A 26,760-nucleotide genomic window follows, 5' to 3' on the forward strand; every position below is an offset into this window, starting at 1 on the left:
CGATTGGCCGCGGCCTATCGTAGCTTCAAACGCGCGCAATCAAAAGCGTATTAGCGAAAACGACGAGATCCGTTTGCGTCGAACAGCCCGAACAGCAAAAAACCAAACAGGAAGCCGCCCATATGCGCTTCCCAGGCGACCGGGCCCGTCGCGCTGACACCCCCCAGCAAGCCCGAGCCGAGCACATAATTCGTTACAAGCCAAATGGCAGCGAACGTTAGAACGGATCGGTTCGACAATGCGGCCGGAATACTTAAACGCGCATTGCGGTGTGCATCCTGACGCTCGATGCCACCATTCGGCGAAAAAACAAACCGGGCCGCCGCTCCCATAAGGGCCGAGACGACACCGGAGGCGCCAATCACAATGACCTCTTCGCCCCAGTGAAACGCCACATGCATCGCGACCGAGGCAGGCGCGGCCAGACACCAGAAGACGGCAAGACGCGCAGGGCCGATCCGCCGCGCGACAGGCGCACCGAAAGCCACAAGCCAGAAGGCATTGAAAATCAGATGCTCCCAACCGCCATGCAGGAACGAGTAGGTTATGGGTGACCATAGCCAGGCCCAGCCCTGTTCCAACAGCGGATAATCATAGCGCGCTGGCAGGAAGGCAAAGTTGTAGAGCAGTTCATTATCCATGTCAGCGCTCAGCGCGTAAAGGCGCAGAACATGTATCACCACGAGCGCACTCAATATGAAGAGTAGACTACCGGGAAGGTTGAATGCAGGCTCACGCACTGGCAACTGAGGCTGCGCAGGGCTAGCGCGTTCTGTACCATCAATTTTTGGGGTATTACTCATCAAGTCTCGCAGATTTTCATAAAAGTCTATTGATCAAATAGGTAAACCATTATGGCCGTTTCAATGTAAGCTCTCGAATTCGTGTATCTACTGGCTTTTTCATGCCATCCTCAATTGCATTTCGGCTTCGCTATCAACAATACTAATGGAACGAAGGATAATATCCGGCGATTCGCAAAGTGATGAAGAGACTGTTTTTGTGCCATGATGGTACAGTCTAAACTCATGACGGGTTAGTGTAATGCGTAGCAAGACCGCAAATGAAATTTTCGAGTATTGGACAAGACTGTGCGCAGGTCGGCCTGTCCCCCTGCGGCGCGATATCCAGCCTGCAGAGATGCGAACGATTCTCGCCGATGTTTTCATTCTGCAGCCGTCAGACGACAAGACGACGACAGTTCGCCTCGCCGGTACGAATATCTGCAGCCTGATGGGCAAAGAACTTCGGAATACCGGTTTTGAAAACATCTGGTTGTCGGAATCACGCACAGCGTTGCATCGAACGATCACACGGACCACAGCATTCAAAGAGCCTCATTTGATTTCAGCGACCATGCTGACGAAGTCAGAGCGGCACTTCAATGTGGAAGTTGCATTGCTTCCGTTATCATCCGACGGGCACGTTGCAGACCGATTGATTGGAACGCTAGTGCCGCTTGATTTGCCGTCATGGCTTAACACGGACGACATTCAGGGGCTGACGATTAAAAGCATCTGCCCGATGGCTGCGGAACACGATGCTGCGCACCCTGAATCGGAGAAGAAGGCTCCGGCTGAAAACGTTGCCGTCATACGACCTGCGGCAATGGGAAACGCTATTCGCCGCGTCCTTCACCTGCGGGTATTTGAAGGCGGGCGTCAAGACTGAAGCGTATTGCAACCTTTAAGAGCCGATTTCCCCGCGTCAGGTTCTGGTTTGGTTGCAGATCGGCATCGCAAAACCGCTGTGCAGTTTCAGTGACATGCTTCTAAAAAAACAACCGATGCAAAGAATTGTCTATTTTAGCGATTGCGAACGGTATATGAAGGCTGGAGCAACAGCTTACCTGCGAGAGACGCATGCAGTCATCCCTTGATTCGTCAGTAGCCAAAGGACCTTCGTCATTGGAGCAGCGCTCGTTCCAACGGGTGACCGTCAGCCTGCCCGGGCGGCTGATGACCGAAAGCCGCGACGAATTCGCTTGTCAGGTCACCGAAATGTCTCCGGGGGATGTTTACATCACCTGTACCGCGCGTCCACGTTTCGGGGAAAATATCATCGCTTATGTGGAGCAAATCGGGCGGCTGGAAGGTCCCGTGTGCCGTCTGGCGGATCATGCATTTGTTTTGCGTCTGACAGCGACAGATCGAAAGCGAACCAAGCTTGCAGCGCAATTGACCTGGATCGCCAACCGGCACGAGCTTGGCCTTCCGGAAGACCGCCGTCATGACCGCCTGACACCGAGGCGTACCCGCACGGATATCACCCTTCCATCCGGAGAAAAGATTGCGTGCCGTATCATCGATTTGTCTCTGTCTGGTGCGGCGGTCGATCTGGAAATACGTCCGAATGTCGGGACCGCTATCACCCTTGGCACTATGCGCGGCCACATTGTTCGCCACTTTGCTGAAGGTGTAGCGATAGAGTTTTCCGCCGTGCAGTCCAAGGATGCGCTGACAGCCTTCATCTGACAAGACGTGCGGGTATGGTTAACAGGCAGCTACTCTAACCCGTATGATTTTAACTGTATTCTACTTGCTTTTGAGCTTTATTTTACTTCGACAATTCGTCTGACGTAAAAGCCTATCTGTCATTATCCTCTCGTTGAGGGAGATAGACATGGCACTCGCAGTATTTAGAATCGCCGGCTTTTGCATGATGCTTCTGATGATGACGTTTGCTGCCGCATGGGCAGGACGACCGGTCATGGATATTTCGTCACGAACCAATCCACCGATCGGTCATTACGAATTCTGCAAGCGTCTGCCCGCTGAATGTGGACCGACACAGGCCGAGGCGCCCCTGCCGCTGACAGCTGCCAATTGGGCGAAACTTGTCGAGATCAACAAAACCGTCAACGCTGCCGTCTCGCCACTGACAGACAAAGATGTCTATGGCCTGGAAGAATACTGGGCCTACCCCACGACGGCGGGTGACTGCGAGGACTTTGCCCTTTTGAAGCGGCGCAACCTGATTGCGGCGGGTTTCGCACCCTCCAACCTTCTCATCACAGTTGTGCTTCAAACGAACGGCGAAGGCCATGCCGTGCTGACGGTAACGACCGACAGGGGTGATTTTGTCCTCGATAACATGCGCGAAAGCATTCTCCTGTGGTCGGAGACCGAATACACGTTCCTGAAACGGCAAGCGGCTGACAATTCCAGCCGGTGGATGAAGATTCAGGATGGCCGCGCGGTTGCCGTTGGTAGCGTTCGCTAAAGCCTGTGCGATAAGCAGACGCCAAAACGAGATTAGGCGGACATCATCAGGAGTGAACAGACAGGCGCGGCCCCTCACCGCGCCTTTTGTTATGGCATGCCCAATTTCGCCTAATTAATGGGTCATGTCGCGCGGATGTCCTTAGCTTTGCCATATCCCCTAAAAATAAATGGAAAGAAGGCATTTTTTCTGGAAACCAATCATTCATCATAAACCGATTGGTAACGCTGTGCCGCTAGGTTCGTCCGATAGTCGCTTCCGGAAGCAGCCTCCGGAGATCCGGTAAGATTTGAGCATGAAGAGTGAAGCTGTGTCCCAAGCTATAAATTCCGACCGATTTCATAAACTGCGTGCAGCATGGTCTGGCGTGTGTTCAAAACTTCTGATCACCGGTGTCCTGTCGGTTGCGGTCATGAGCGGTCAGGCCCATGCGAACCCCAAATATGCCGGGATCGTTGTCGACGCCAAGACGGGCAAGGTCATTTACGGGCAGGACGTCGACGAATATCGCTTTCCCGCATCGCTGACCAAGATGATGACCCTTTATCTGGTGTTCGAGGCGCTGGAGTCCGGTAAGATCCGTCTGGATACGCCGGTCCCGATCTCTAAAAATGCTTCTATGGAACCTCCCTCAAAACTGGGTGTGCGGGCGGGCACGACAATTACGGTAGAGCAAGGTATCCAGGCCTTGGTGACACGCTCTGCCAATGATGCGGCAACTGCACTTGGCGAATTTCTTGGTGGCTCGGAAGATCGTTTTGCACGAATCATGACATCGAAAGCGCGTGCGCTTGGCATGACACGCACGACCTACCGCAACGCGAACGGCCTTCCAAACAGCGCTCAGAAGACAACGGCACGGGATCAGGCACGGCTCGGAATAGCGCTGCGCCAGCATTTTCCACAGTACTATCCGTATTTTTCGACCCGTAGTTTCAAGTTTGGCAAGCAGGTTATCGGCAATCACAACCGTCTTTTAGGCACCGTTCGCGGCGTTGACGGCATCAAGACCGGTTACACGAACGCCTCCGGCTTCAATCTCGTTACCTCCGCACAGGCGGATGGCCGTAGCGTTGTCGGCGTTGTGCTGGGCGGTACATCCGGCGGTGCTCGTGATGCTCAGATGCGACGCCTGATTGAAAAATATATGCCGGCCGCATCCACCCGTGGCGGGAATGGAAATCTGATCGCGCAAACGGCCCCTGCTCCCGTCGTCGCACAGGCCGCACCGGCCTCCGTACCGGATGCTGTAGAGCCGTCAATCGTTGCAACCGTGAGCGGGTCGGTCCTTCCCCATCGCGGACCGGTTCCAACTGTGCGCTATGAGTCTGACGCACCGGTAGAAATGGCTTACGCCGCACCTGCCAAATCCAACAATCCAATCGTAAATCGCGCCGTCGTCATTTCCTCGCTTCAGGAACAGCAGCGCCAGCTCGAAAGTGGATCGAACCCTGTCGCCACCGAAGTGATTGAACAGGTTGACAGCCTGACAACGGCATCCACATCCTCAGCTCAAAGCGCTGGCTGGGTCATCCAGATCGGCGCCACGCCGGACAAGAACCAGGCCATGGCGCTGCTGGACACGGCGAAGCAAAAGGGCGGACGGGCTCTGTCCCAAGCCAAGCCATTTACTGTTGCCTTCGGTGATAGTGGCTCGCAACTCTATCGCGCCCGTTTCTCCGGATTTACCGGCCAGACTCAGGCTTTGTCCGCTTGCAAGGCACTGAAAAATCAAGGATTTGCCTGCTGGGCAAGCCTACAATAGCAACGGCGGGCGCGTTCTGCCCGCTGCATCCCTCGATGTGTACTGTGTAACGAGGTCGATTATGGCAATTAATGAAAATATTCCGGGCCTTGTTCCTGCCCCCACCGGCAAGCGCAAGCGCCTCGGTTCCGGCCTCCACCCCTTGCATGAAGCGGCAATGCGTATTGCAGATATAGGCCTTAACCGTCCGCGAGAAAAAACCCGTGACCTTGTCGGACTTTTGCTGACGCATGGCGCACGCGCCTGGCGTTCAACCCAACCTGAAGCGAAACTGCGTATTCGTGTTCGCGGCTCGGCAAATGCATCGCCACTGCGTATGAAATTGCCACAGGGTGAGTAAAGCTGTATTTTAAAGCAGGCCAAGTTCCGCGAGTTCCCGTCGAAGCTCCGAAGGCATCTCTGCCGCCTCGCCGGTCAAAACCGTCAGATCCCGAGGGTTTTCGCCTTCCTTCAGATAACGCCATCCCTGAAACGCCCGTCGCGGCTGCGGCACGGTCTCAATGACTTCAGGCCCTAATTTCAGGTCACAACGGGTAATGCCTTCACCATCGATGAATGTGCGAATATCCAGCAGATGCTGGCGGGCCTGAACCTGGCCTTTGATGACCCAGTAGAGCGACCCGCCATCCAGCAACTCCTCAATACGTTTCGGCACCATTCGGGTTACGTGAGACGAATGGGGATCACGACCGGCGGCAACTTCCAGAAGCGCTCGACGCGAAACCCAGTCACGCAGGTCATCGATTGAGTCGGCGCCAACACACAATTTAATCAGATGTAATGCCATGCTTCATGTCCCGGCCTCAAGCGTCGTGCGACACTTCTGACGCATGATGTCGCTCGGCCTCTTTGTCTGCGCTGTACCTTATATAGAGCCAGCGGCGTCAAATCCCACACCGAGATCGGCGATAAGGTCCTTGGTATCTTCAAGACCGATCTGAAGCCGCAACACTGGCCCATCCTCCGGCACTTTGGTGATCGTTCGGTCAGACAATCCAACATGAACGGCCAAACTGCTGTAGCCACCCCACGACCATCCCAGACCAAACAACGAAAGCGCATCAAGAAACGCATGGGCCTTGGCCCTGAACTGATCGGGGCTATCAACCTTCAGAATGAATGAGAATATGCCGCTCGCGCCTGTAAAGTCACGCTTCCACAGGTCATGCCCGGGAAAGCTTGGTAGCGCGGGCTGTAACACGCGCGACACGTCTTCCCGTTGCTCAAGCCAGCGCGCTATGTGAAGCGCACTTTCCTGGTGCCGCTCCAGTCGCAGGTTCATCGTTCGCAAACCGCGCAGAATCTGGTAGCTGTCATCGGGCGACCCGCAGATGCCCAGCGTGATATTGGCCTGTTTCAACTGTTCCCAGTGTTGCGCATTCGCCGATACAGTTCCCATCAGGATATCGGAATGCCCGGAAGGATATTTCGTCGCGGCATGGATTGATATATCCACGCCATGCTCCAACGGTTTGAAGTAGAGCGGCGTCGCCCAGGTATTGTCCATGGTCACCACGGCGCCATGTCGATGTGCAACATCAGAAATGGCTTTGATGTCCTGCATTTCAAAGGTGTTTGAACCCGGTGATTCCGTATGAACCAGCCGGGTGTTTGGTTTCATCAGCGCTGCAAGACCCGCGCCTATCGCAGGGTCGTAATATTCAACGGTTACGCCCAACCTTTTCAGCATGGTATCGCAGAAATGGCGGGTGGGCTGATAGACCGAGTCAACCACCAGTGCATGATCACCCGCCGACAAAAACGCCAGCATTGGAACGGTTACCGCCGCAAGACCCGAGGGAACGAGGATCGTTCCAGCAGATCCTTCCAGTTCATCAATGGCTTCGCACAAAGCATCGGTGGTCGGGGTACCACGGGTGGCGTAGGTGTACGGTTGAGCCCGCGTCTCCATACCCCTCGCATTGTCAAACAGCACAGTGGATGCGTGAACAACGGGTGGGTTGATGAAACCATGATAATCTTTTGGGGTAAAGCCGTTATGGGCGAGTTGCGTATTGATCCCGGCATTTGCCAGCTTTGATTTCTTCTCGGTCATATCGAATCCCACATCCAAGCTACGCTCGCCTGCTTTTCAACCCCGTGGAACGGCAGGTCAAGAACTTATCGAGCCTATGCCCCTTCAGGGCTGCTTCACGGCCTGATGACTGCTACAATCCACAGCAAATCGATTAAATTTTAGCGCTTATTGATATTTTGCCCGAAAAGAGGCAAAAAAGCGCACCCAGACTTGACCCGATGGTGATTTAATACTGTGATAGGGCACGCACGCTGAAAGCAGTAGCGGGTGCATCTGCCGGTCAAAGCTGGTGCGCTTATAATAAGGGACAACAAAAAAGGTTGTAAATATGGCGAAAAAGATTGTGACCGCGCTGGTTGGGGCCACTTTGCTGGGTCTGGGAGCACAGGGCGCTTCGGCTGCAACACTGGCTGATGTGAAAGCAAAAGGCTTTCTGCAGTGCGGTGTGAACACAGGTCTGACCGGTTTTGCGTCACCTGATTCGGCTGGAAACTGGACCGGATTTGACGTCGATTTTTGTAAGGCGGTTGCTGCTGCGGTGTTTGGCGATGCAACGAAAGTAAAATACACCCCCCTATCAGCAAAAGAGCGTTTCCCCGCCGTACAGTCCGGTGAAGTGGATGTGTTGTCGCGTAATACAACGTGGACCATCAACCGCGATACGGCTCTTGGCCTGAATTTCCGTCCGGTGACGTACTATGATGGTCAGGGCTTCATGGTTCGCAAAAGCCTGAATGTGAAATCCGCACTCGAGCTGTCCGGCGCTGCCGTTTGCGTGCAGACCGGTACTACGACGGAACTCAATCTGGCCGATTACTTCAAGACCAACAACCTTCAATACAACCCGGTCGTTTTCGAAAAGTTGGAAGAGGTCAACTCGGCCTATGATGCTGGTCGTTGCGACGTATACACCACGGACCAGTCCGGCCTGTATTCGCTCCGTCTGACGCTGGCAGCACCGGACGACCATGAAGTCTTGCCGGAAATCATTTCCAAGGAGCCACTTGGACCTGCTGTCCGCCAAGGTGACGATCAGTGGTTCGACATTATCAGCTGGGTTCACTACGCGCTTGTGAATGCAGAAGACTTTGGCATCACTCAGGCCAATGTCGAGGAAATGAAGAAGTCGGCAAATCCCGATATTCAGCGCTTCCTGGGCGTCGAAGCCGATAGCAAGATCGGCACGGATCTTGGGCTGACCAACGATTGGGCCGTGAACATCATCAAGGCCGTTGGCAATTACGGCGAAGTGTTCGACCGCAATATTGGCGCCGGGAGCCCGCTCAAGATTGAGCGCGGCCTGAATGCCTTGTGGAACAAGGGCGGGCTGCAATACGCTCCGCCAGTTCGCTAAGCCTATTGATACACTTCCCGGCGTGGTTGGCAAAAAAGTCCACGCCGGGAAGCAGACTGGGAACGCTGAAAACAGTGCCCATGAATTGGCCATCAATGGTCTAGGGGAAAGAGGTTTTTATGGCTATGGACGCCCTCAATCCGCCACGCAAAAGCGGGCGGACCGGATCGTTCTTTAACGATCCAAAAGTTCGCGGGGTCATGTATCAAGCGATTGCACTTTTTCTGATTGCTCTCTGCCTGTATTGGATCATTTCCAACACTGTCGAAAATCTACATCGCTCCAACATCGCCTCGGGATACGGCTTTCTAAATGGTCGGGCAGGTTTTGACGTCGGTCAGTCACTGATCGCCTTCACCAGCGATTCCAAATATGGCCGTGCTTTTATCGTCGGCTTGACCAATACCATTCTGGTTGCCGTTACCGGCATTATTACCGCTACCATTATCGGATTTATCGTCGGCATCGGACGGTTGTCCAACAACTGGCTGATTGCGAAACTCTCTCTGGCTTATGTCGAGTTCTTCCGCAACATACCGCCGCTGCTGGTCATCTTTTTCTGGTATTATGCCATTCTGTCGCTGCTGCCCCTACCCCGGGAGTCCATAAATCTACCGCTGGATACCTACCTGAACAATCAGGGTTTGCTGTTTCCCAAGCCGTTGGCTGGCGATGGTTTCGGTCTTACGCTGATCGCATGTCTGGTCGCCTTTGCTTTGGTCATCGGCCTTGTCCTATGGTCGAAGAAGCGGCAGGCAGCCACGGGCCGGTCCTTGCCGGTGCTTGCCATCAGCATAGCGATCCTGATCGCCCTTCCCGCGCTCACACTCATTCTTTCGGGAATGCCGTTGACCTTCGAGGTTCCGGTTGCCGGGCGCTTCGGTATTCGGGGTGGCTCTACGATTGGGTCCGAATTCATTTCGCTGTTTCTCGCGCTTTCGTTCTACACAGCAGCATTCATTGCAGAAATTGTACGTTCCGGTATCCGTGGCGTCAGCAAGGGTCAGACTGAAGCAGCTCATGCACTTGGCATTCGTCCGCGTCAAACCACACGTCTGGTTGTTGTACCGCAAGCCATGCGGATCATCATTCCGCCGCTCACCAGTCAGTATCTAAACCTCATGAAGAACTCTTCCCTTGCGGTCGCCGTGGGGTATGCAGATCTCGTTGCCATTGGTGGCACGATCCTGAACCAGACCGGTCAGGCCATTGAAGTCGTATCCATATGGATCATCGTCTATTTGTCGCTGAGCCTTATCACCGCTGCCATCATGAACTGGTTCAACGCACGCGTTTCTTTGGTGGAGAGATAACATGGTAACGCAAAACCCAAGTTTCGTGCGCCGTGACATTCTGCCTCCAATCGCACCACCAACGAAAACCGGCGGTGTGGTCCACTGGCTGCGAACCAATCTGTTTGCAACGCCGAAGGACACCGTTCTGTCTCTTCTTGCATTGGCGTTGCTGGTGTGGGTTCTGCCACACGCGGCCAACTGGCTCTTTGTCAATGCGTCGTGGTCCGGCACTGACCGTTCTGTCTGCTCGACAGTGGCGCAAGGCGGCATCAAGCCAGACGGATGGAGCGGCGCCTGCTGGGCGTTTGTTGCAGATAAGTTTCCGCAGTTCATGTTTGGTCGCTATCCCGTTGAAGAGAGATGGCGTCCGATGCTTGTTGCGGTACTCTTCATCGCTCTTCTGATCCCAATCCTTATGCCGTCCGTCAAACATAAGGCGGTCAATGCCGTGTTGCTGTTTGGCGCATTGCCTGTTGTCGCTTTCGTGCTGCTTCTGGGTGGTGTGTTTGGTCTCCCGTACGTGGAAACTCCCCTATGGGGCGGCCTTCTGGTGACTTTGATTCTGTCGTTCGTCGGCATATCGGTGTCACTGCCGCTTGGCATCATGCTGGCGCTTGGCAGACGCTCCACGCTGCCCGTGATCCGGTTGTTGAGCACCATCTTTATCGAAGTGGTGCGGGGTATTCCCCTTATCACGGTTCTATTCATGGCCAGCGTCATGCTGCCTCTGTTTCTGCCTCAGGGCATGACCGTGGATAAGCTTCTGCGGGCGTTGATCGGGGTGTCACTGTTTGCATCCGCCTATATGGCGGAAGTTATCCGGGGCGGTCTGCAGGCTATTCCAAAGGGTCAGTATGAAGGCGCGGATTCCCTTGGCTTGGGTTACTGGCAGAAAACAGGCCTGATTATTCTGCCCCAGGCTTTAAAACTGGTCATTCCGGGGATCGTGAATACGTTCATCGGTCTGTTCAAGGATACTTCACTCGTGTCTATTATCGGCATGTTTGATTTGCTTGGCATTGTCCGGCTTAATTTTTCCGACAGCGCGTGGGCTTCGCCCGTAACACCCATGAGTGGGTTGGTGTTTGCAGGTTTCGTCTTCTGGATATTCTGCTTTGGAATGTCTCGATATTCTGGTTTCATGGAACGCGTCCTTGATCGCGGCCACAAACGATAATTTACAGGGGTATCCCATGACAAATTCAGCCCTAGCGTCGAAACTGACGGTCTCCGACACCGATGTGGCCATCGAAATCATCGGCATGAACAAGTGGTATGGAGATTTTCACGTTCTGCGCGATATCAACCTCAAGGTGATGCGCGGTGAACGGATTGTGGTGGCCGGTCCTTCCGGCTCGGGAAAATCAACCATGATCCGCTGTATCAACCGTCTGGAAGAACATCAGCAGGGACAGATTTTCGTTGATGGTACGGAACTGACGAATGATCTGAAAAAGATTGACGAAGTACGCCGCGAAGTCGGTATGGTGTTCCAGCATTTCAACCTGTTTCCGCACCTGACCATTCTGGAAAACTGCACGCTGGCGCCAATCTGGGTTCGCAAGATGCCCAAGAAGCAGGCGGAAGAAGTCGCGATGCATTTCTTGAAGCGAGTGAAAATTCCGGAACAGGCCAATAAATACCCGGGTCAGCTTTCTGGCGGGCAGCAACAGCGCGTGGCGATTGCGCGTTCACTATGCATGAATCCGCGCGTCATGCTGTTCGACGAGCCGACGTCGGCGCTTGATCCGGAAATGATCAAGGAAGTGCTGGACACCATGGTTGGTCTTGCCGAGGAAGGCATGACCATGATTTGCGTTACTCACGAAATGGGCTTTGCGCGTCAGGTGGCCAACCGGGTTATCTTCATGGACCAGGGCCAGATCGTAGAGCAGAACGAGCCAACGGCGTTCTTCGACAATCCTCAGCATGAACGTACGAAGCTTTTCCTCAGCCAGATTCTGCACTAGGAGAGCATAGGGGTGCAGGCCACAACGGACCTGCACTCCGCTGCATGGTCAGCCTTGACTTATCACGCATAATGAACATATTGAGAACAAAAAGGTGTTCTTCATGGCTGACGAGAAATATATCATCATTCCCTACAAGAAAAATCGCGGCAATCTGGTGCCGGGAGAAATGCGTCAGGCGTCGAACCCGGCTTCTGCTGAGCGGATTGCAGCTGCCATGGCGGATCGGTTCGTTGGCGTAGCTGCGTACGCGGTACAGGTGGATTCAGAAACCGGGGATATGAGCAGTCCCCGCATTCTCGGTGCGCATGGTGAGATACCTGACCTGGCAGCTTTGCTTGGCAATTAGCATATCCAATTCAGCAACGCCGACCATTTCCTGAAATCTGCAGGCAAAGAAAAACCCCCGCATCGCTCGCGCAATATCGGGGGCTCTTGGCACCTTGAAAATTTAGATTTCCGGGCAGCCTCGTTCGTTTGCAAACGTCATACGGTCCGGGCCGCGGCGCGTCATGCCTTCCACAACAATGCGCCGGGGCGTGACGCGAACAACGTGGGCGCGTCGAAGGCCTGCATCGCGCGCTAGGTCCTCGGCATCATCAGGATCACACTGCCCGCGACCCGCACGACGGTCATCATCGCGATCGCGACGTGGCGGTGGCCCACGATCATCTGGGCGTACGATCCGCAGATCCTTGCCGAGTTGAAGTTCCAGATCCTGAGCAAACGCTGGATTGCTCAGGACAAGCGGGCTGAAGGCCAAGGTTGCGGCAGTTACAGTCAGGCACAATCTTTTAAACATACAGGTGCTCCTTTATTCACTACGCCGGAGCAGCGTGCCCGCAAGCGCTTCAGCGCTACAACACGCTCGGCTACACTAAGTTCCGCGAGCCACCATACACACGCTTCCGTCGCTACTCTTCGAAAATTATCTATTTATGATATAAAAAGTTCCCGTTGCATATTGAGCACAGATATAAACTTAAATCCTTAGCTAACGGCCAGCTATTCTCAACATAACCCATTTCGTTTACAGCATAAAAATCAGTTATTTATCCGCGCATCTGCGGAATTATATTAGACTTTACTTGCGGGGGAAGCACAGTGGCAAATCATATTTTCAAAGGCTTCAATGCCCGGATGGGGATGATCTCAGGATCTTCCGCGCTCAGCCCTGTCCGTTCACCGGCGCGTTCCGCAATGCTTCCTGTGCATGTCGTTGCAACCCTTTTCCCCCTTGCCGTTCTAGCTGCGCCGGCGTCTGCGGCTGATCTTTCCTGGCAAGGCGCACCGGATCAGGATTTCGCCAATCCGGTCGGCTGGGCTCCGTCTCAGACCCCAGCGTCCGGCGACAATGTCACGATCACGATCAGCGAATCGGTTGTCCGCGCCAGTATCGCCGTGAACTCCATCGCCATCTCTAATAATGGTGTCCTTAACATTCAAAACGGGACGGTTTCGGCCTCGGGCGGCACTGTCCTGACAGGCGCGGCGACACTTTCGGTGCTTGAGAGCGGAACGCTCCTGTCGCCGGTCTCAGCCAATGGCGGAACGGTAACCAATTCCGGCACCATATCATCCATCAACGTCGCGCAGCCCGCGACTGTGGAAAACAACGGTACAATCATCTCGGCGGTGAGCGCTGCAACGGTTACGAACAACGCAACCGGCGTTGTCCAGACCATGGTGAATAGCGGAACATTTACCAACAACGGCCAGGTCGCATCTCTCGATACGTCAGGCAGCTTTACCAACAATGGCAGCGGCGTTGTTTCCGGGCAACTGAATGCCACGGGCGGTAGCGTTATCAACAACGGGACCCTTGGTTCATCCGCCGTGAGCGCAGGGGCCAATCTGGTCAACAATGTTGCCGCAACCGTCGGGGACGTCGTCAGCCAGGGCGAGGTCACCAATAACGGTTCCATATCCTCCGTGCGTTCCTCCAACCGGTTCAATAACAACACAAATGGCGTTGTTACGGGAAATACTGTCGTGACCGCTGGCGAGGCTGCCAACAGTGGTCGCCTTTCATCGACCACGGTCGCTGGCGACGCAACACTCACAAACAACGTGAGCGGTAGCATTACCGAAGTGAGCAATTCCGGCACGTTGAGGAATGACGGCGCGATTGCTGCGCTGACCTCCACATCCGGACAAGCCGTCAACAATGCCGGTGGCACCATCACAGGCATCGCTGCAATTTCCGGCGGCACGTTTATCACAGATGGAGCGGTCAGCTCGCTTTCCGTGACGGGTGGCGAAGCCATCGTCAATGGCACCGGTTCCGTGACGCAAGCGGCCACGCTCACTGGTGGCCGATTGACGAATAACGGGACCGTCGCAGCAACCACTGTGGGCTCGACTGGGTCTCTAATCAACAATCGGGATGCGTCCATTGCATCCATTCAGAATTCGGGCTCGGTTCTGAATGATGGGACCGTTCAATCGCTGAACAATACCGCCGGAAGTTTCGTCAATAACGCTACAGGCACCGTGCAAGGGTCTACGGTCGTATCCGGCGGTAGCGTTGTCAACAATGGCACGCTGGCGGCAACGGACGTTCAAGGTGGTGGTTCCTTTGTCAACAATGACACAGCTACGGTCGCATCCATCGTCAATGCCGGACAAAGCGCCAATTACGGCACAATTGTCGACGTTACAAATACCGGGGGGACATTTGACAATGCCGGCTCCATTCAGTCTGCATCGATTTCCGGGGGCACTCTGCTCAACCGGGGCAGCGTAACCGGCACACTCGATGTATCAGCAGGCGGCGTTGTGACCGGTTTCGGCTCCGTAGGGACGCTCGCACTCGGCAACGGCGCAGGCGTTAGTCCCGGCTTGGGTATTGGTACGCTTCGCGTTACCAACAATCTCCAGTTCAATCCGGGCTCCTACTACGCTCTGGATGTAACGGCGGACGGTCAGTCCGATCAGGTTGTCGTTCAGGGAAATACGGTTCTGAACGGAGGAAGTCTGCGGGTTCTCGCTGCTTCCGGACGCTACAGCGCCGATACCAGCTACACGATCTTGAGGTCAGAGGGCGGCGTCACAGGAGCCTTCACTGAAGCGACCTCCAACCTCGCTTTTCTGGATCCCACACTCAGCTATTCGGCAGACGACGTATCCCTGCGATTTGAAAGAAATGCCGTTCAGTTCGCGTCGGTCGCGACAACCCGCAATCAGGCAGCGGTTGCCCATGCACTGGAAACGCTGCCCGCCACCAACGCAGCCGTTGGAGCGGTTCTGTCTTCCACGCGGGACACAGCCGGGTTGGGTTTTGATCACCTGTCGGGTGAGATCTATTCGTCCACGGCCACCGCTTTGATCGAGGACAGCCATCTGGTCCGCGATACGGCGACCGAGCGGCTACGGGCCTCAGCCGGTTCACAAGACCCGGCAGTCTGGTCACGCGGCATTGGAGAATGGGGCGATATTGACGGCAACGGGAACGCCTCCGGTATTGACCACGATACACGCGGTATTCTGTTCGGAGGCGATACGACACTGGCCAACCCGCTTGCATCGGCTGGCTTTCCCGAAACATTCCGCCTGGGCGCCTTGTTCGGCTACAGCCGGTCCAACGTCGATGGTGACGTAAGCCGGTCCAGTGTAGAAAGCGACAATTACCATGTCGGCCTCTACGGTGGTACCGAATGGGGTAACCTGTCGTATCGATCCGGGCTCGCCTACAGCTTCCATGATGTTCAGGCAAACCGCAGCATAGCCTTCCCCGGGTTTGGAGACAGTACCTCTGCAAGCTACGATGCCAGCACGTTCCAGAGCTTCGGCGAACTCGCTTATCGCACCAATCTGGATACCGTCACGCTTGAGCCGTTCGCGGCGCTTGCCAATGTGCGGCTCCATACCGACGGCTTCACGGAGCAAGGCGGCGACGGACGTCTACGGGTTGGTAGCGAATCGACCAACACGACATTCACCACAGTTGGGCTTCGGGCATCCACGCCTCTTGATATAATCGGGCCTCAAGCGTCTCTGTTTGGCACGCTTGGCTGGCGCCATGCGTTCGGGGATATTGAAACCGTGGGAACACGCAGCTTTACAGGAAGTGACAGCTTCCTGATTGCGGGCGTCCCCATTGCGAAGAACGCCGCTTTGATCGAGGCCGGTTTTGACTATGCCGTCACCAACAAGGCTACGCTTGGTCTGTCCTATCATGGTCAGTTTGGTGATGGTACAAGCAGCAATGGCGCAAAAATCAACTTCGCGTTGAAGTTCTAAACGTCTCATATGGAGACCTTCCGTGTCAGGCAACTGGATGTTTGCCTGACACGGTTCCGCCTTGCTAAAGCGATGATAGTTCGACCTTTTTCTTTGCAGAATTTCCCGCGAATTTTTTTGAAGAAACACGATTTTAGCGCTTGCGGGAATCTCAGAGCCTGCCTATAAAGCGCCCACACAAGCCGCACGCGCCCTTCGTCTATCGGTTAGGACGCCAGATTTTCATTCTGGAAAGAGGGGTTCGACTCCCCTAGGGCGTGCCACTTGTTCTCTCCATCTTCCTATAACGCTTTCGCAGCATCGATGATGCGCAGTTGGATGCGTTTGTTGCCTTGCCATTGATCCGCGCTCAGGCATCCGGCAACGTGAACTGTCATGCCCAACGCCCCCAGAAGAAAGTCTCCGAGTGGTGTTTCCAGTGCGCGGAACGCCATACCGTCCAGCCGGGAACGGTCAGGCCCTTCCAGCGTGATTTTGATGTGATTGACCCCGATCTGACGCGTATCCACGATGCGGTGCGCCGGGAATGCAAAAACAGGTTGCGCATGGCCGGAGCCATAGGGACCAGCCATTTCCAGTTGGTCAAGCAGAGCAATGTTTGCGCCTGCTGCACCCAGTGCCCCGTCAATCTTCAGGGTTTGTGATGCGACGAGCGAGCGGACCGTTTTTTCCGCAGCATCCTGAAAGAAGCTGCGGAGCTTACCAAGTTGCGCACGCTCCACAGTCAACCCCGCAGCCATAGCGTGGCCGCCGCCCTTGACCAGAATACCGGCATCGACTGCAGCCCTGACCATCCGTCCCATATCAAAGCCGTTGATCGAGCGCCCGGAGCCGGTGCCTTTACCATTCACATCGAATGCGATGGCAAACGCGGGCCGCCGAAACTTGTCCTTCAGACGGGAGGCCAGCAGACCCACGATACCCGGATGCCAGTTCTGGCGGGCCGTCACGATGACCGATGCATCGCTGCCGTCGCCATACTCGGCCAGTGCTTCCGCTTCGGCCTCGGCCAGCATGGCGATTTCCATGGCTTGCCGTTCCCGGTTCAACTCATCGAGGCGCGTTGCAATGTCCATTGCCTCGCTCGCGTCCTCCATCGCCAGCAGACGGCTTCCCAGTGCCGCGTCGCCGATGCGGCCCCCCGCATTGATGCGCGGGCCGATCATGAAACCGAAATGATAGGGCGTAACCGGGCCTCCCAGTCCCGCCTTTTGAAACAGCGCTGACAGACCGGGGTTTCCCATCCGCCGTGCCGCAATCAGTCCTTTGACCACATAGGCACGATTGAGCCCCTTCAACGGAACCACGTCGCACACGGTTCCGAGCGCCACGAGGTCCAGCAGTGCGAGCAGATCGAAACTCGCAACACGCTTGTCGCCCGCTTCGCGCAGGATACGTGTCAGGTTGACCAGCACCATGAACACGACGCCTGCAGCACACAGATGCCCCTGCCCCGACAAATCATCGTCCCGGTTTGGATTGACGAGAGCATGACAGATCGGCAACGCATGGCCTGTCTGGTGGTGATCGATCACGACCACATCCACACCGCGTTCAGCCGCAACAGCCAAAGCCTCGAAACTGGTGGAACCGCAGTCAACAGTCACAATGAGCGTTGCACCCTTATCGATCAACTGGCCGATGGCAGTTGGATTGGGGCCATATCCTTCAAAGATGCGGTCGGGGATGTAGATGCTTGGCTCCAGCCCATAGTGCCGCAGAGTGCGAAACATCAGCGCGGATGATGTGGCCCCGTCGACATCATAGTCGCCGAAAATCACGACGTTTTCGCTACGCTCTATCGCTTGAACAATACGGATAGCGGCCTTGCGGCAGTCTGTCAGCACATCCGGGTCCGGCATCAGGTTGCGGATCGTCGGGTCCAGAAAGGACACAGCATCGTCCATGGAGACACCGCGTCCGGCAAGAACTCTGGCGATAATGTCGGAAAAACCGTGTGTCTGGCTGATGGCGAGCGCACGGTTTAGACCGGCCTGATCCAGTCGGGAAACCCAGCGCTGGCCGGATACAGAGGTTTCAACGCCGAGGAATGCCCTCTCTACCGGATCTACCAAAGTGCTCATACGCAGATCTCCGTTTTCATTAAAGCAAAAACCGGCACTTTCTGGCGAAAGCACCGGTTGAAATCACCTGGCGGTGCCAAGCAAACGTCAGGACGCCTTAGGCCGCTCGATGCGAATGACCTGCGGTTCGCCCACCAGATATCCTTCACCCTTGACCATAGCAACGGCTTTACGGACGGAATCCTCCGTGGTCGCATGGGTCACGAGAATAATCGTCTGCGGCTCGTTTGCCGCGTCGTGCTGACGCGCGCGCTGTACAATCGATTCCAGCGATATATGGTTTTGTGCCATGTGTGTTGCAATGCTTGCAAAGACACCGGCTCGATCTTCGACCGAAAGACGGATGAAGTAGCCACCTTCATGGCTTTGCATCGTCGCCTGCTGGTATGGCGCAAGCGATGCGACGGGTCTGCCGAAAGCCGGGACATTCTGCGCACCCGGACGACTTTTCGCAATATCAGCGATATCACCCAGCACGGCGGATGCAGTTGCGTTGCCCCCTGCACCCGGTCCGACCATCAACAGTTCTCCGAGCACATCGGACTCGATGGCGACAGCGTTTGTCACGCCTTCAACCTGCGCAATGACCGAATCCAGCGGCACCATGGTGGGATGAACGCGTTGCTCAATACCGCTCTCGGTGCGCTGCGCGACCCCCAGAAGCTTGATGCGGTAGCCGAGTTCGGCGGCCGCATGAATATCCTGTATCGAAATGTTCGTGATACCCTCAAGATAGATATCATCCGCTGCAATCGCCGTGCCGAAGGCCAGACTGGTCAGGATCGACAGCTTGTGGGCAGTATCATTGCCTTCGATGTCGAAAGCAGGGTCAACCTCGGCGTAGCCAAGGCGCTGAGCTTCTTTCAGACAGGTTTCGAACCCCAAACCTTCCTTTTCCATCTTGGTCAGGATGTAATTGCATGTGCCGTTCATGATACCGTACACGCGCGAAACCGTATTGCCGGTCAGCGACTCGCGCAGCGCCTTGATGACCGGAATGCCGCCAGCCACGGCCGCCTCGTAATTCAGCAAGGCTCCATTGGCTTCGGCAATTTCTGCTAGCTCGGTTCCGTGGGCTGCAAGCAGGGCTTTGTTGGCGGTAACCACGTGAATGCCGCGTGACAGCGCCGCCTTGACGGACGAATACGCCGGGTCGCCGGCCCCACCCATGAGTTCCACATAGACATCGATGTCTGCATTTGCGGCCAGTGCGTCCGCGGTGTCGAACCATGTGATACCGGACACATCAAAGCCACGGTCGCGGCTTTGATCCCGTGCAGTAATGGCAGTAATGTCGATAGCCCGGCCGCAGGTTGTGGTCAGCATGTCACGCCGATCCTGAAGAATTCGCGCCAGCGATGCGCCAACGGTTCCCAAGCCCGCAATGCCAAGTTTCAGGGCATCTGCCATTCTATCTTCCTTACGTGTCAAGAAAGCTCCGCCAGTCTGGCGGAGCGGTGGATATAAATTTGCCGAATTTTGAGCGCTGATGTTAACGCTGGTTGAGCGTCACCACGTTGTGGAGCGTTTCATCGGCAGTCGACAGGAATTTCTTGATGCTCCGGGCTGCCTGGCGAATACGATGTTCGTTTTCAACCAGCGCAAGGCGCACATGCTCGTCACCCTGCTCGCCGAAGCCAATGCCCGGCGCAACCGCGACATGGGCCTTGTCAACAAGCAACTTGGAAAACTCCAGCGAACCGAGGTGGCGGAACTTTTCCGGGATTTTGGCCCAGGCGAACATTGTGGCCGCTGGCGGCGGCACGTGGAAACCCGCTTGCGCGAAGGATTCTACCATCACATCCCGGCGACGCTTGTAGATGGTGCGGACCTCTTCAATGTCCGAACCATCCCCATTCAGCGCGTGCGTTGCCGCGACCTGAATGGGGGTAAACGCGCCGTAGTCCAGATAGGACTTCACTCGCGTCAGCGCGGCAATCAACCGCTCATTGCCCACCGCAAACCCGATGCGCCAGCCGGGCATGGAAAATGTCTTGGACATGGAAGTAAACTCTACCGTGACATCCATAGCGCCCGGAACCTGCAACACCGATGGCGGTGGATTGCCGTCAAAGTAGATTTCCGAATAGGCCAGATCCGACAGGATAAAGATTTCATGCTTCTTCGCGAAGGCCACCACTTCCTTGTAGAAGTCCAGCGATGCGACCTGCGCTGTCGGGTTTGACGGGTAATTGATGATTAGCGCCAGCGGCTTGGGGATGGAGTGGCGCACGGCACGCTCCAACGGCGGGAAGAAACTGTCGTCCGGCTCCACCGGTATCGAGCGTATAACACCGCCCACCATCAAGAAACCGAATGCGTGGATCGGATAGGTCGGGTCAGGACACAAAACGACATCACCGGGTGCCGTAATGGCCTGCGCCATATTGGCGAAGCCTTCCTTGGACCCAAGCGTTGCGACGACCTGCGTATCCGGATTCAGCTTTACACCGAAGCGGCGCGCATAATAATTAGCCTGCGCCTTGCGCAAGCCGGGAATGCCTTTGGATGTGGAATAGCGGTGGGTGCGCGGATCTTTCACAACCTCACAGAGCTTGTCGACGACGGACTGGGGGGTGGGAAGGTCGGGGTTACCCATGCCAAGGTCGATAATGTCGGCTCCACCCGCTCGTGCGCTGGCTTTCAAACGGTTGACCTGTTCGAAAACGTAAGGCGGCAAGCGGCGTACTTTGTGAAACTCTTCCATTTCTCAACCTCATTTCGCGCGAGCTGAGCGCATGAGCCCCAGGACCTCGCACAGTTCTAGACAGGACAATCCGCCCTGCCCACTGGGTCTTGCGAAGCAGATTGCATCTCACGCTTTGCGTCCAAATGAAGCGAAACGCAAGTGCTAAAGCATGTCGAACAAACCACTTTGGCTGATTTCACGGAGTGGCATGATAAACGAGAACATGTCTCACGGTGCCTGCTCGTGAAACGCGTTATTGCTCGATCTGTTTCAGCGTTTCCGCACCGTGGGTTGCCGACAGCTTTTCGAGTTCCGCCAGCCGCGTCTTGTATTCTGCGTCCGAGATTACCCCGGTCGCGCGCGCGTTGCTTAACGCCTGCAACTGGCTGGACATGCTGGATACATCCGTGGCGCTCAACTGACGGTTGGCAGCGCGAAGCGGCCCACCAAGGCTTGGATAAGTTCCGGTCTTGCGAAGGGCTGTTGACACACCCTCGCCAGCCGATGTCGTATCTGTATCGATAATCACCGCCGGAGCCTGCCGGCGCTGAGCAGTATCCTTATTGGAAGACGCACAGCCGGAGACCACCGTGACGAGGCAGCCTGCTACCAGCATCAAACCAAGGCGGCTTAAATCCCTGCTAAAAACGTCTCTCATAGTACCCTGCCCGTAATAAGCGATTGTTGTGTCCGCACTTGTATTCTCTTTGCTGCAGAATGTAAAAATACAAAACACGTTTATGCCACGCGCTGCAAAGTGCCAAGGACCTTATGCTTTTCTCAACACCGCTTGTGCCCGCCATCTTGATCCGACGCTACAAGCGTTTCCTGTTCGATGCCATTCTGGCGGATGGTACACAAATCACCGGATCATGCCCCAACACCGGCTCCATGCGGGGATTGACCACGCCAGGCTCCCGCATATGGTTGTCTGAACACAACAGCAAGACCCGAAAGTACCGGCATATGCTGGAACTGGTTGAAGCTGATGGCACAATTGTGGGCATTAATACGGGCATGCCCAACCGCCTTGCGGAAGAAGCCATACATGCAGGTTTGCTCTCAAATCTCGCAGCCTATCAAGACCTAAAGCGCGAGCAGAAATATGGGCAAAATTCTCGCATCGACATTCTGCTTAGCGACCCGGTTCTCGGGCAGGCGTATGTGGAAGTCAAGAACGTCCATTTTACGCGTGTTATGGGGCTTGCCGAATTCCCGGACAGTGTTACGGCACGTGGCGCGAAGCACCTTGAGGAACTTGGTGATATGGTTGAAGCCGGACACCGGGCCATCATGCTCTACGTGATACAACGTTCAGACTGCTCGCGGCTTTCGATATGCGAAGAGCTTGATCCCGTTTATGGTGTGGCCTTTCGGCGCGCGATGCGGCGCGGTGTAGAAGCGTTTGGCATCAAATGCACCATATCTCCGCACCAAATCGTTGTAGATGGGGTGATAGCGATGGACGAACCGGGGCAAGCTGATTTATGACTTGACCCATGACGCAATCGGAATTTCTGCCATGGTAACCTATATCGACGCCGCCTCCGCGCCACTCCGCAACACCGGCGTGATCAGGCTTTACAACGAGGACGCATTTGCGAACATGCGCCGCGCATGCCAGTTGACTGCGCGCTGCCTCGATGCGCTGGTGGATATCGTGAAGCCGGGCGTTAAAACCGATGTGATCGACCGGTTCGTCTTCGAGTTCGGCATGGACAACGGCGCGCTTCCGGCAACGCTGAATTACCGTGGCTATACGAAATCTGTCTGTACCTCGATCAACCATGTTGTCTGCCATGGCATACCCAATGACAAGCCCTTGCGCGAAGGTGATATCGTCAACATCGACGTCACCTATATCATCGATGGATGGCACGGTGATTCCAGCCGCATGTATCCGGTCGGTGAAATCAAGCGGTCGGCTGAGCGTCTTCTGGAAGTGACCTATGAAAGCCTGTTGCGGGGAATAGCGGCGGTCAAGCCCGGCGCCCGCACCGGCGCAATCGGTGAGGCTATTCAGACTTATGCGGAAGCCGAGCGCTGTTCAGTCGTGCGTGATTTCTGTGGTCATGGTGTGGGTCAGGTATTTCACGACGCCCCCAACATTCTGCATTACGGCCGGGCAAACGAAGGCCCGGAATTGCGCGAAGGCATGATCTTCACAATTGAACCGATGATCAATCTGGGTCGGCCACAGGTCAAGGTGCTGGCAGACGGCTGGACAGCTGTGACACGGGACCGGTCGTTGTCGGCGCAGTACGAACACACCGTCGGCGTCACGACATCCGGCTGTGAAGTGTTCACACTGTCTCCCGGGGGTCTTGACCGTCCCGGACTGAGCGGCTGACAATTCCATGGCGAAAGACCCGTCCCGTTCCAAGCCGACCACCGGATTGGAAGAGCCAACTGCGTCGTTTGATCACGAGGTTGCCGATGAGAGGGGATTCTTCGCTGATCATCCGGCAACGCAGGTCAGTCGCAACCAGAAACCAAGCGGACCGACAAAAGGTGCCGATGATCTTCATTATCACGGCCACCGGGACCGGCTGCGTGCGCGGTATCGTGAAAGCGGCGACGTTGCGCTGGCAGATTACGAAATTCTGGAACTTCTTCTGTTTCGGTTGATACCGCGCCGCGATACGAAGCCTATTGCCAAAGCCTTACTCGACCGGTTCGGGTCGCTTGCCGGCGTGTTCGGTGCGCCCCCTGCTTTGTTGCAGGAGGTAAAAGGCATCGGCGAAAGTGTTGCACTCGATATCAAATTGATCGCCACCATCGCCCATCGCATGCTGAAAAGTGAACTGCGGGGCAAAAAGGTTCTCGCCTCCTGGTCGGCGGTCATTGAATATTGCCATGCAGCCATGGCCTATGAAACCACCGAGCAATTCCGCATTCTGTTTCTGGACAAACGCAACGCGTTGATCGCCGATGAAATTCAGGGACGCGGCACTGTGGACCATACGCCGGTCTATACCCGTGAGGTCGTAAAACGCGCTCTGGAATTATCAGCAACCGCGCTCATCCTCGTGCACAATCATCCGTCCGGTGACCCGACACCGTCGCGTGCTGATATCGATATGACCAAACAGATCATCGAGACCGCCAAGCCGCTTGGCATTACGGTTCACGATCACATCATCATCGGCAAGGAAGGCCATGTTAGCCTGAAGGGCCTGAAGCTGATTTAAATCAACGATTTGACACGTCTTTTTGAGCTAAAAACTAAAAAAGCCGGGCTATGCCCGGCTTTCGCTTATTCGTCTGTTGGTGTTTCCGCCTCCAAAGGCGCAGGCGCTTCGCCTTCTATTTCCTCTTCCGCTTCCGGCTCACTGATCCGCTCAACCGACACGACTTTTTCGTCCTTGGCGGTGGAGAAGATGGTGACGCCCTTCGTCGCACGGCTTGCCACGCGAATGTCGACAACCGGCACGCGGATCAACTGACCCCCGTCTGACACCAGCATGATCTGGTCCTTGTCTTCGATCGGGAATGCGGCGACGAGTTCACCGATCTCCTTGGCCTTGGAGGTGTCTGTGGCGCGAATCCCCTTGCCACCGCGACCGGACACCCGGAAGTCGTACGAGGACGACCGCTTGCCAAAGCCTTTTTCAGAAACGGTCAGCAGGAATTGCTCCCGTGCCTTCATCTCTTCATAGCGCTCCTGCGAAAGTTCCGCCAGTTCGCCTGCATCCTCACCGACGAGCTGAATGTCCTCGACATCTTCACCGCTGCTGCGACGCTCAGCCGACACACGCTTGAGATAGGCGGCGCGCTCGGATGCCTCCGTTTCCACATGGCCCAGAATGGTCATGGAAATAACCCGGTCAGCTTCGCCCAGCGAAATACCTCGGACACCGATGGAGTTGCGACCGGCAAACACACGCACATCCGTGACCGGGAAGCGAATGCACTGGCCGAGCGCCGTGGTCAGCACCACATCGTCAAACTCGGTGCAGGTTTCCACCGACAGGATTTCATCGCCCTCTTCATCCAGCTTCATCGCAATCTTGCCATTGCGATTGACCTGCACGAAGTCCGACAGCTTGTTGCGGCGAACGGTTCCCCGCGTCGTTGAGAACATCACATCGAGGTTCTCCCACATGGCTTCATCGTCCGGCATCGGCATAATGGTGGTGATGCGTTCACCGGCTTCCAGAGGAAGCATATTGATCAAAGCCTTGCCGCGAGATTGCGGCGTGCCGATCGGCAAACGCCAGACCTTTTCCTTGTACACGATACCGCGCGACGAGAAGAACAGAACAGGCGTATGGGTGTTGGCAACGAACAGCCGCGTGACGAAATCCTCATCCCGCGTCGCCATGCCGGAGCGGCCCTTGCCGCCACGGCGCTGCGCCCGGTAGGTCGTCAGCGGCACCCGCTTGATGTAGCCCAGATGCGAAACGGTCACGACCATGTCTTCCTGAGCGATGAGATCCTCATCGTCCATGTCCGGTCCGCCGTCAGCGATTTCCGTGCGGCGCGGCGTGCCGAACTCGTCCCGAACAGCGGCAAGCTCCTCCTTGACGATGGTCATGATCCGCAAGCGCGAGCCGAGAATATCCAGGTAATCGATGATTTCCGCACCGATTTTGTTCAACTCTTCGGCAATTTCATCACGACCCAAAGCCGTCAATCTTTGCAGGCGCAGTTCGAGGATAGCGCGAGCCTGCTCCTCCGAGAGATTGTAAGTGTTGTCTTCATTGATACGATGACGAGGATCGTCAATCAGCCGGATCAGCGAATCGACGTCATGGGCTGGCCAGCGGCGTTCCATCAACTGTTCGCGCGCCGTCTGCGGGTCCGGCGCCTGACGGATCAGCTTGATGACTTCATCAATATTGGCAACCGCGATTGCCAGACCGACCAAGACGTGCGCGCGCTCACGCGCCTTGCGAAGAAGGTATTTCGTACGGCGGCTGATGACTTCCTCGCGGAACGAGACGAAAGCCCGCAACATGTCGAGCAGCGTCATCTGCTCCGGCTTGCCGCCATTCAGTGCAACCATGTTGCAGCCGAACGAGCTTTGCAGCGGCGTATAGCGATAAAGCTGGTTCAGGATCACCTCGGCATTGGCATCGCGCTTCAGCTCGATAACAACCCGGTAGCCCTGACGGTCCGACTCGTCGCGCAGATCGGAAATACCTTCGATGCGTTTGTCACGCACCAGTTCGGCCATTTTCTCAATCATCGTCGCCTTGTTCACCTGATAGGGAACTTCGGTCACGATGATCTGCTCACGATCATTGCGCATTGGCTCGATATGCGCACGACCGCGCATGATGACCGAGCCACGGCCCGTCTCATAGGCCTGCCGGATGCCCGAACGGCCCAAAATCAACGCACCCGTCGGAAAATCCGGTCCTGGAATGATCTCCATCAGCTGGGGCAGTTCCAGCGCCGGATTGTCGATCAGCGCGATACAGCCATTGATCACTTCGGTGAGGTTGTGCGGCGGAATATTGGTCGCCATGCCGACAGCGATACCGCCGGCACCATTGACCAGCAGGTTCGGAAATTTCGCGGGAACAACGACGGGCTCGCTCAGCGTGCCATCGTAGTTATCACGGAAGTCCACCGTGTCCTTGTCGAGATCGTCGAGAAGCGCATGTGCGGCTTTCTCAAGACGGCACTCGGTGTAACGTTCAGCCGCTGGCGGATCACCATCGATGGACCCGAAATTGCCCTGACCATCAATCAGCGGCAACCGCAACGACCAAGGCTGCGCCATGCGCGCCAGAGCGTCGTAAATCGCGGAATTGCCATGGGGGTGGAATTTACCCATGACGTCACCGGTGACGCGGGCACATTTGACGTATTTCTTGTTCCAGTCGATGCCGAGTTCGCTCATCCCGTAGAGAATGCGGCGATGAACTGGCTTCAAACCGTCGCGAACATCGGGAAGCGCGCGGCTGACGATAACGCTCATGGCGTAATCGAGGTAGGACCTCTGCATTTCCTCCATAATGGAAATGGGTTCGATGCCTGGTGGATTCTTGCCGCCGCCGGGTGTGCTTTGCTCAGTCAATTTCGATCACGATCTTTGTTCAGAATCAGACAATCAGTATAGCCGAATGAGCGCTCCAGCGCCAATTTCAGCC

23 protein-coding genes and 1 tRNA gene are annotated in these 26,760 nt (G+C 55.7%); 15 read left to right on the forward strand and 9 right to left on the reverse strand.

The window, feature by feature from the left end:
• Positions 1 to 50: 50 nt before the first annotated feature.
• Positions 51 to 803: a rhomboid family intramembrane serine protease gene (locus IFT84_RS14425; RefSeq protein WP_192120567.1), complete on the reverse strand. Its 753-nt coding sequence runs from the start codon at positions 801 to 803 to the stop codon at positions 51 to 53.
• A 241-nt stretch (positions 804 to 1,044) separates the two neighbouring features.
• On the opposite strand from IFT84_RS14425, the gene IFT84_RS14430 reads away from it, so the two are divergent.
• The 5 genes from IFT84_RS14430 (at position 1,045) to IFT84_RS14450 (ending at position 5,327) form a co-directional block, all read left to right on the forward strand.
• Positions 1,045 to 1,671 carry a PAS domain-containing protein gene (locus IFT84_RS14430; protein ID WP_192120569.1) on the forward strand — a complete coding sequence of 209 codons (627 nt, stop codon included), beginning with the start codon at positions 1,045 to 1,047 and terminating at the stop codon, positions 1,669 to 1,671.
• A 191-nt stretch (positions 1,672 to 1,862) separates the two neighbouring features.
• Positions 1,863 to 2,474 carry a PilZ domain-containing protein gene (locus IFT84_RS14435; RefSeq protein WP_192120571.1) on the forward strand — a complete coding sequence of 204 codons (612 nt, stop codon included), beginning with the start codon at positions 1,863 to 1,865 and terminating at the stop codon, positions 2,472 to 2,474.
• Positions 2,475 to 2,622: 148 nt separating this feature from the next.
• Complete coding sequence (locus IFT84_RS14440; RefSeq protein WP_446737605.1) at positions 2,623 to 3,222, forward strand: transglutaminase-like cysteine peptidase; 600 nt, start codon at positions 2,623 to 2,625, stop codon at positions 3,220 to 3,222.
• Positions 3,223 to 3,517: 295 nt separating this feature from the next.
• Positions 3,518 to 4,987, forward strand: a complete 1,470-nt coding sequence (locus IFT84_RS14445; RefSeq protein ID WP_446737606.1) for a serine hydrolase — start codon at positions 3,518 to 3,520, stop codon at positions 4,985 to 4,987.
• Between the two features lie 61 nt (positions 4,988 to 5,048).
• Positions 5,049 to 5,327 (forward strand): hypothetical protein, encoded by a 279-nt coding sequence (locus tag IFT84_RS14450; RefSeq protein ID WP_192120575.1) that lies wholly within the window; start codon positions 5,049 to 5,051, stop codon positions 5,325 to 5,327.
• Positions 5,328 to 5,336: 9 nt separating this feature from the next.
• Here the strand turns inward: IFT84_RS14450 and IFT84_RS14455 are convergent, their stop codons facing one another.
• On the reverse strand, positions 5,337 to 5,774 hold the full coding sequence (locus IFT84_RS14455; RefSeq protein ID WP_192120577.1) for a DUF1489 family protein: 438 nt from the start codon (positions 5,772 to 5,774) through the stop codon (positions 5,337 to 5,339).
• 78 nt (positions 5,775 to 5,852) lie between these two features.
• Complete coding sequence (locus IFT84_RS14460; RefSeq protein WP_192120579.1) at positions 5,853 to 7,043, reverse strand: cystathionine beta-lyase; 1,191 nt, start codon at positions 7,041 to 7,043, stop codon at positions 5,853 to 5,855.
• A gap of 310 nt (positions 7,044 to 7,353) precedes the next feature.
• On the opposite strand from IFT84_RS14460, the gene IFT84_RS14465 reads away from it, so the two are divergent.
• From IFT84_RS14465 to IFT84_RS14485, 5 genes are all read left to right on the forward strand, one after another.
• Positions 7,354 to 8,379, forward strand: a complete 1,026-nt coding sequence (locus IFT84_RS14465; RefSeq protein ID WP_192120580.1) for an amino acid ABC transporter substrate-binding protein — start codon at positions 7,354 to 7,356, stop codon at positions 8,377 to 8,379.
• A gap of 119 nt (positions 8,380 to 8,498) precedes the next feature.
• A complete protein-coding gene (locus tag IFT84_RS14470; protein ID WP_192120581.1) occupies positions 8,499 to 9,692 on the forward strand; it encodes an amino acid ABC transporter permease in 1,194 nt (397 codons plus the stop codon).
• Between the two features lies 1 nt (position 9,693).
• Positions 9,694 to 10,851 carry an amino acid ABC transporter permease gene (locus IFT84_RS14475; RefSeq protein WP_192120582.1) on the forward strand — a complete coding sequence of 386 codons (1,158 nt, stop codon included), beginning with the start codon at positions 9,694 to 9,696 and terminating at the stop codon, positions 10,849 to 10,851.
• Positions 10,852 to 10,867: 16 nt separating this feature from the next.
• A complete protein-coding gene (locus IFT84_RS14480; RefSeq protein ID WP_192120583.1) occupies positions 10,868 to 11,644 on the forward strand; it encodes an amino acid ABC transporter ATP-binding protein in 777 nt (258 codons plus the stop codon).
• A 103-nt stretch (positions 11,645 to 11,747) separates the two neighbouring features.
• Entirely contained in the window at positions 11,748 to 11,993 is a 246-nt protein-coding gene (locus IFT84_RS14485; RefSeq protein WP_192120584.1) for a hypothetical protein, read from the forward strand.
• Positions 11,994 to 12,095: 102 nt separating this feature from the next.
• Here IFT84_RS14485 and IFT84_RS14490 read toward each other — a convergent pair whose 3' ends face one another.
• Positions 12,096 to 12,446: a hypothetical protein gene (locus IFT84_RS14490; RefSeq protein ID WP_192120586.1), complete on the reverse strand. Its 351-nt coding sequence runs from the start codon at positions 12,444 to 12,446 to the stop codon at positions 12,096 to 12,098.
• A 302-nt stretch (positions 12,447 to 12,748) separates the two neighbouring features.
• Between IFT84_RS14490 and IFT84_RS14495 the strand changes: the two genes are divergently transcribed.
• Together IFT84_RS14495 and IFT84_RS14500 are read left to right on the forward strand one after the other, a co-directional pair.
• A complete protein-coding gene (locus tag IFT84_RS14495; protein ID WP_192120587.1) occupies positions 12,749 to 15,886 on the forward strand; it encodes an autotransporter domain-containing protein in 3,138 nt (1,045 codons plus the stop codon).
• Positions 15,887 to 16,074: 188 nt separating this feature from the next.
• Positions 16,075 to 16,149 (forward strand) — tRNA-Glu (locus IFT84_RS14500).
• A gap of 18 nt (positions 16,150 to 16,167) precedes the next feature.
• Here IFT84_RS14500 and recJ read toward each other — a convergent pair.
• The 4 genes from recJ to IFT84_RS14520 form a co-directional block, all read right to left on the reverse strand.
• Complete coding sequence (gene recJ / locus IFT84_RS14505) at positions 16,168 to 17,970, reverse strand: single-stranded-DNA-specific exonuclease RecJ (RefSeq protein ID WP_192120590.1); 1,803 nt, start codon at positions 17,968 to 17,970, stop codon at positions 16,168 to 16,170.
• 87 nt (positions 17,971 to 18,057) lie between these two features.
• Positions 18,058 to 19,380, reverse strand: a complete 1,323-nt coding sequence (locus tag IFT84_RS14510) for a homoserine dehydrogenase (RefSeq protein ID WP_192120591.1) — start codon at positions 19,378 to 19,380, stop codon at positions 18,058 to 18,060.
• Between the two features lie 82 nt (positions 19,381 to 19,462).
• Complete coding sequence (locus IFT84_RS14515) at positions 19,463 to 20,677, reverse strand: LL-diaminopimelate aminotransferase (RefSeq protein WP_192120593.1); 1,215 nt, start codon at positions 20,675 to 20,677, stop codon at positions 19,463 to 19,465.
• Between the two features lie 235 nt (positions 20,678 to 20,912).
• On the reverse strand, positions 20,913 to 21,317 hold the full coding sequence (locus IFT84_RS14520; RefSeq protein ID WP_192120595.1) for a hypothetical protein: 405 nt from the start codon (positions 21,315 to 21,317) through the stop codon (positions 20,913 to 20,915).
• A gap of 113 nt (positions 21,318 to 21,430) precedes the next feature.
• On the opposite strand from IFT84_RS14520, the gene sfsA reads away from it, so the two are divergent.
• The 3 genes from sfsA to radC are packed head-to-tail and all read left to right on the forward strand — an operon-like array spanning position 21,431 to position 23,850.
• A complete protein-coding gene (gene sfsA, locus IFT84_RS14525) occupies positions 21,431 to 22,150 on the forward strand; it encodes a DNA/RNA nuclease SfsA (protein WP_192120597.1) in 720 nt (239 codons plus the stop codon).
• Positions 22,151 to 22,181: 31 nt separating this feature from the next.
• A complete protein-coding gene (gene map / locus IFT84_RS14530; protein WP_192120598.1) occupies positions 22,182 to 23,009 on the forward strand; it encodes a type I methionyl aminopeptidase in 828 nt (275 codons plus the stop codon).
• Between the two features lie 7 nt (positions 23,010 to 23,016).
• Positions 23,017 to 23,850 (forward strand): RadC family protein, encoded by an 834-nt coding sequence (gene radC, locus IFT84_RS14535; RefSeq protein WP_192120600.1) that lies wholly within the window; start codon positions 23,017 to 23,019, stop codon positions 23,848 to 23,850.
• A gap of 65 nt (positions 23,851 to 23,915) precedes the next feature.
• On the opposite strand, the gene gyrA is transcribed toward radC, so the two are convergent.
• Positions 23,916 to 26,687, reverse strand: coding sequence for a DNA gyrase subunit A (gene gyrA, locus IFT84_RS14540; RefSeq protein WP_192120602.1), 2,772 nt, complete (start codon positions 26,685 to 26,687; stop codon positions 23,916 to 23,918).
• Between the last annotated feature and the right edge of the window lie 73 nt (positions 26,688 to 26,760).

Origin of the sequence: Rhizobium sp. CFBP 8762 (genome assembly GCF_014841565.1) — a bacterium.
GTDB lineage: Bacteria > Pseudomonadota > Alphaproteobacteria > Rhizobiales > Rhizobiaceae > CFBP-8762.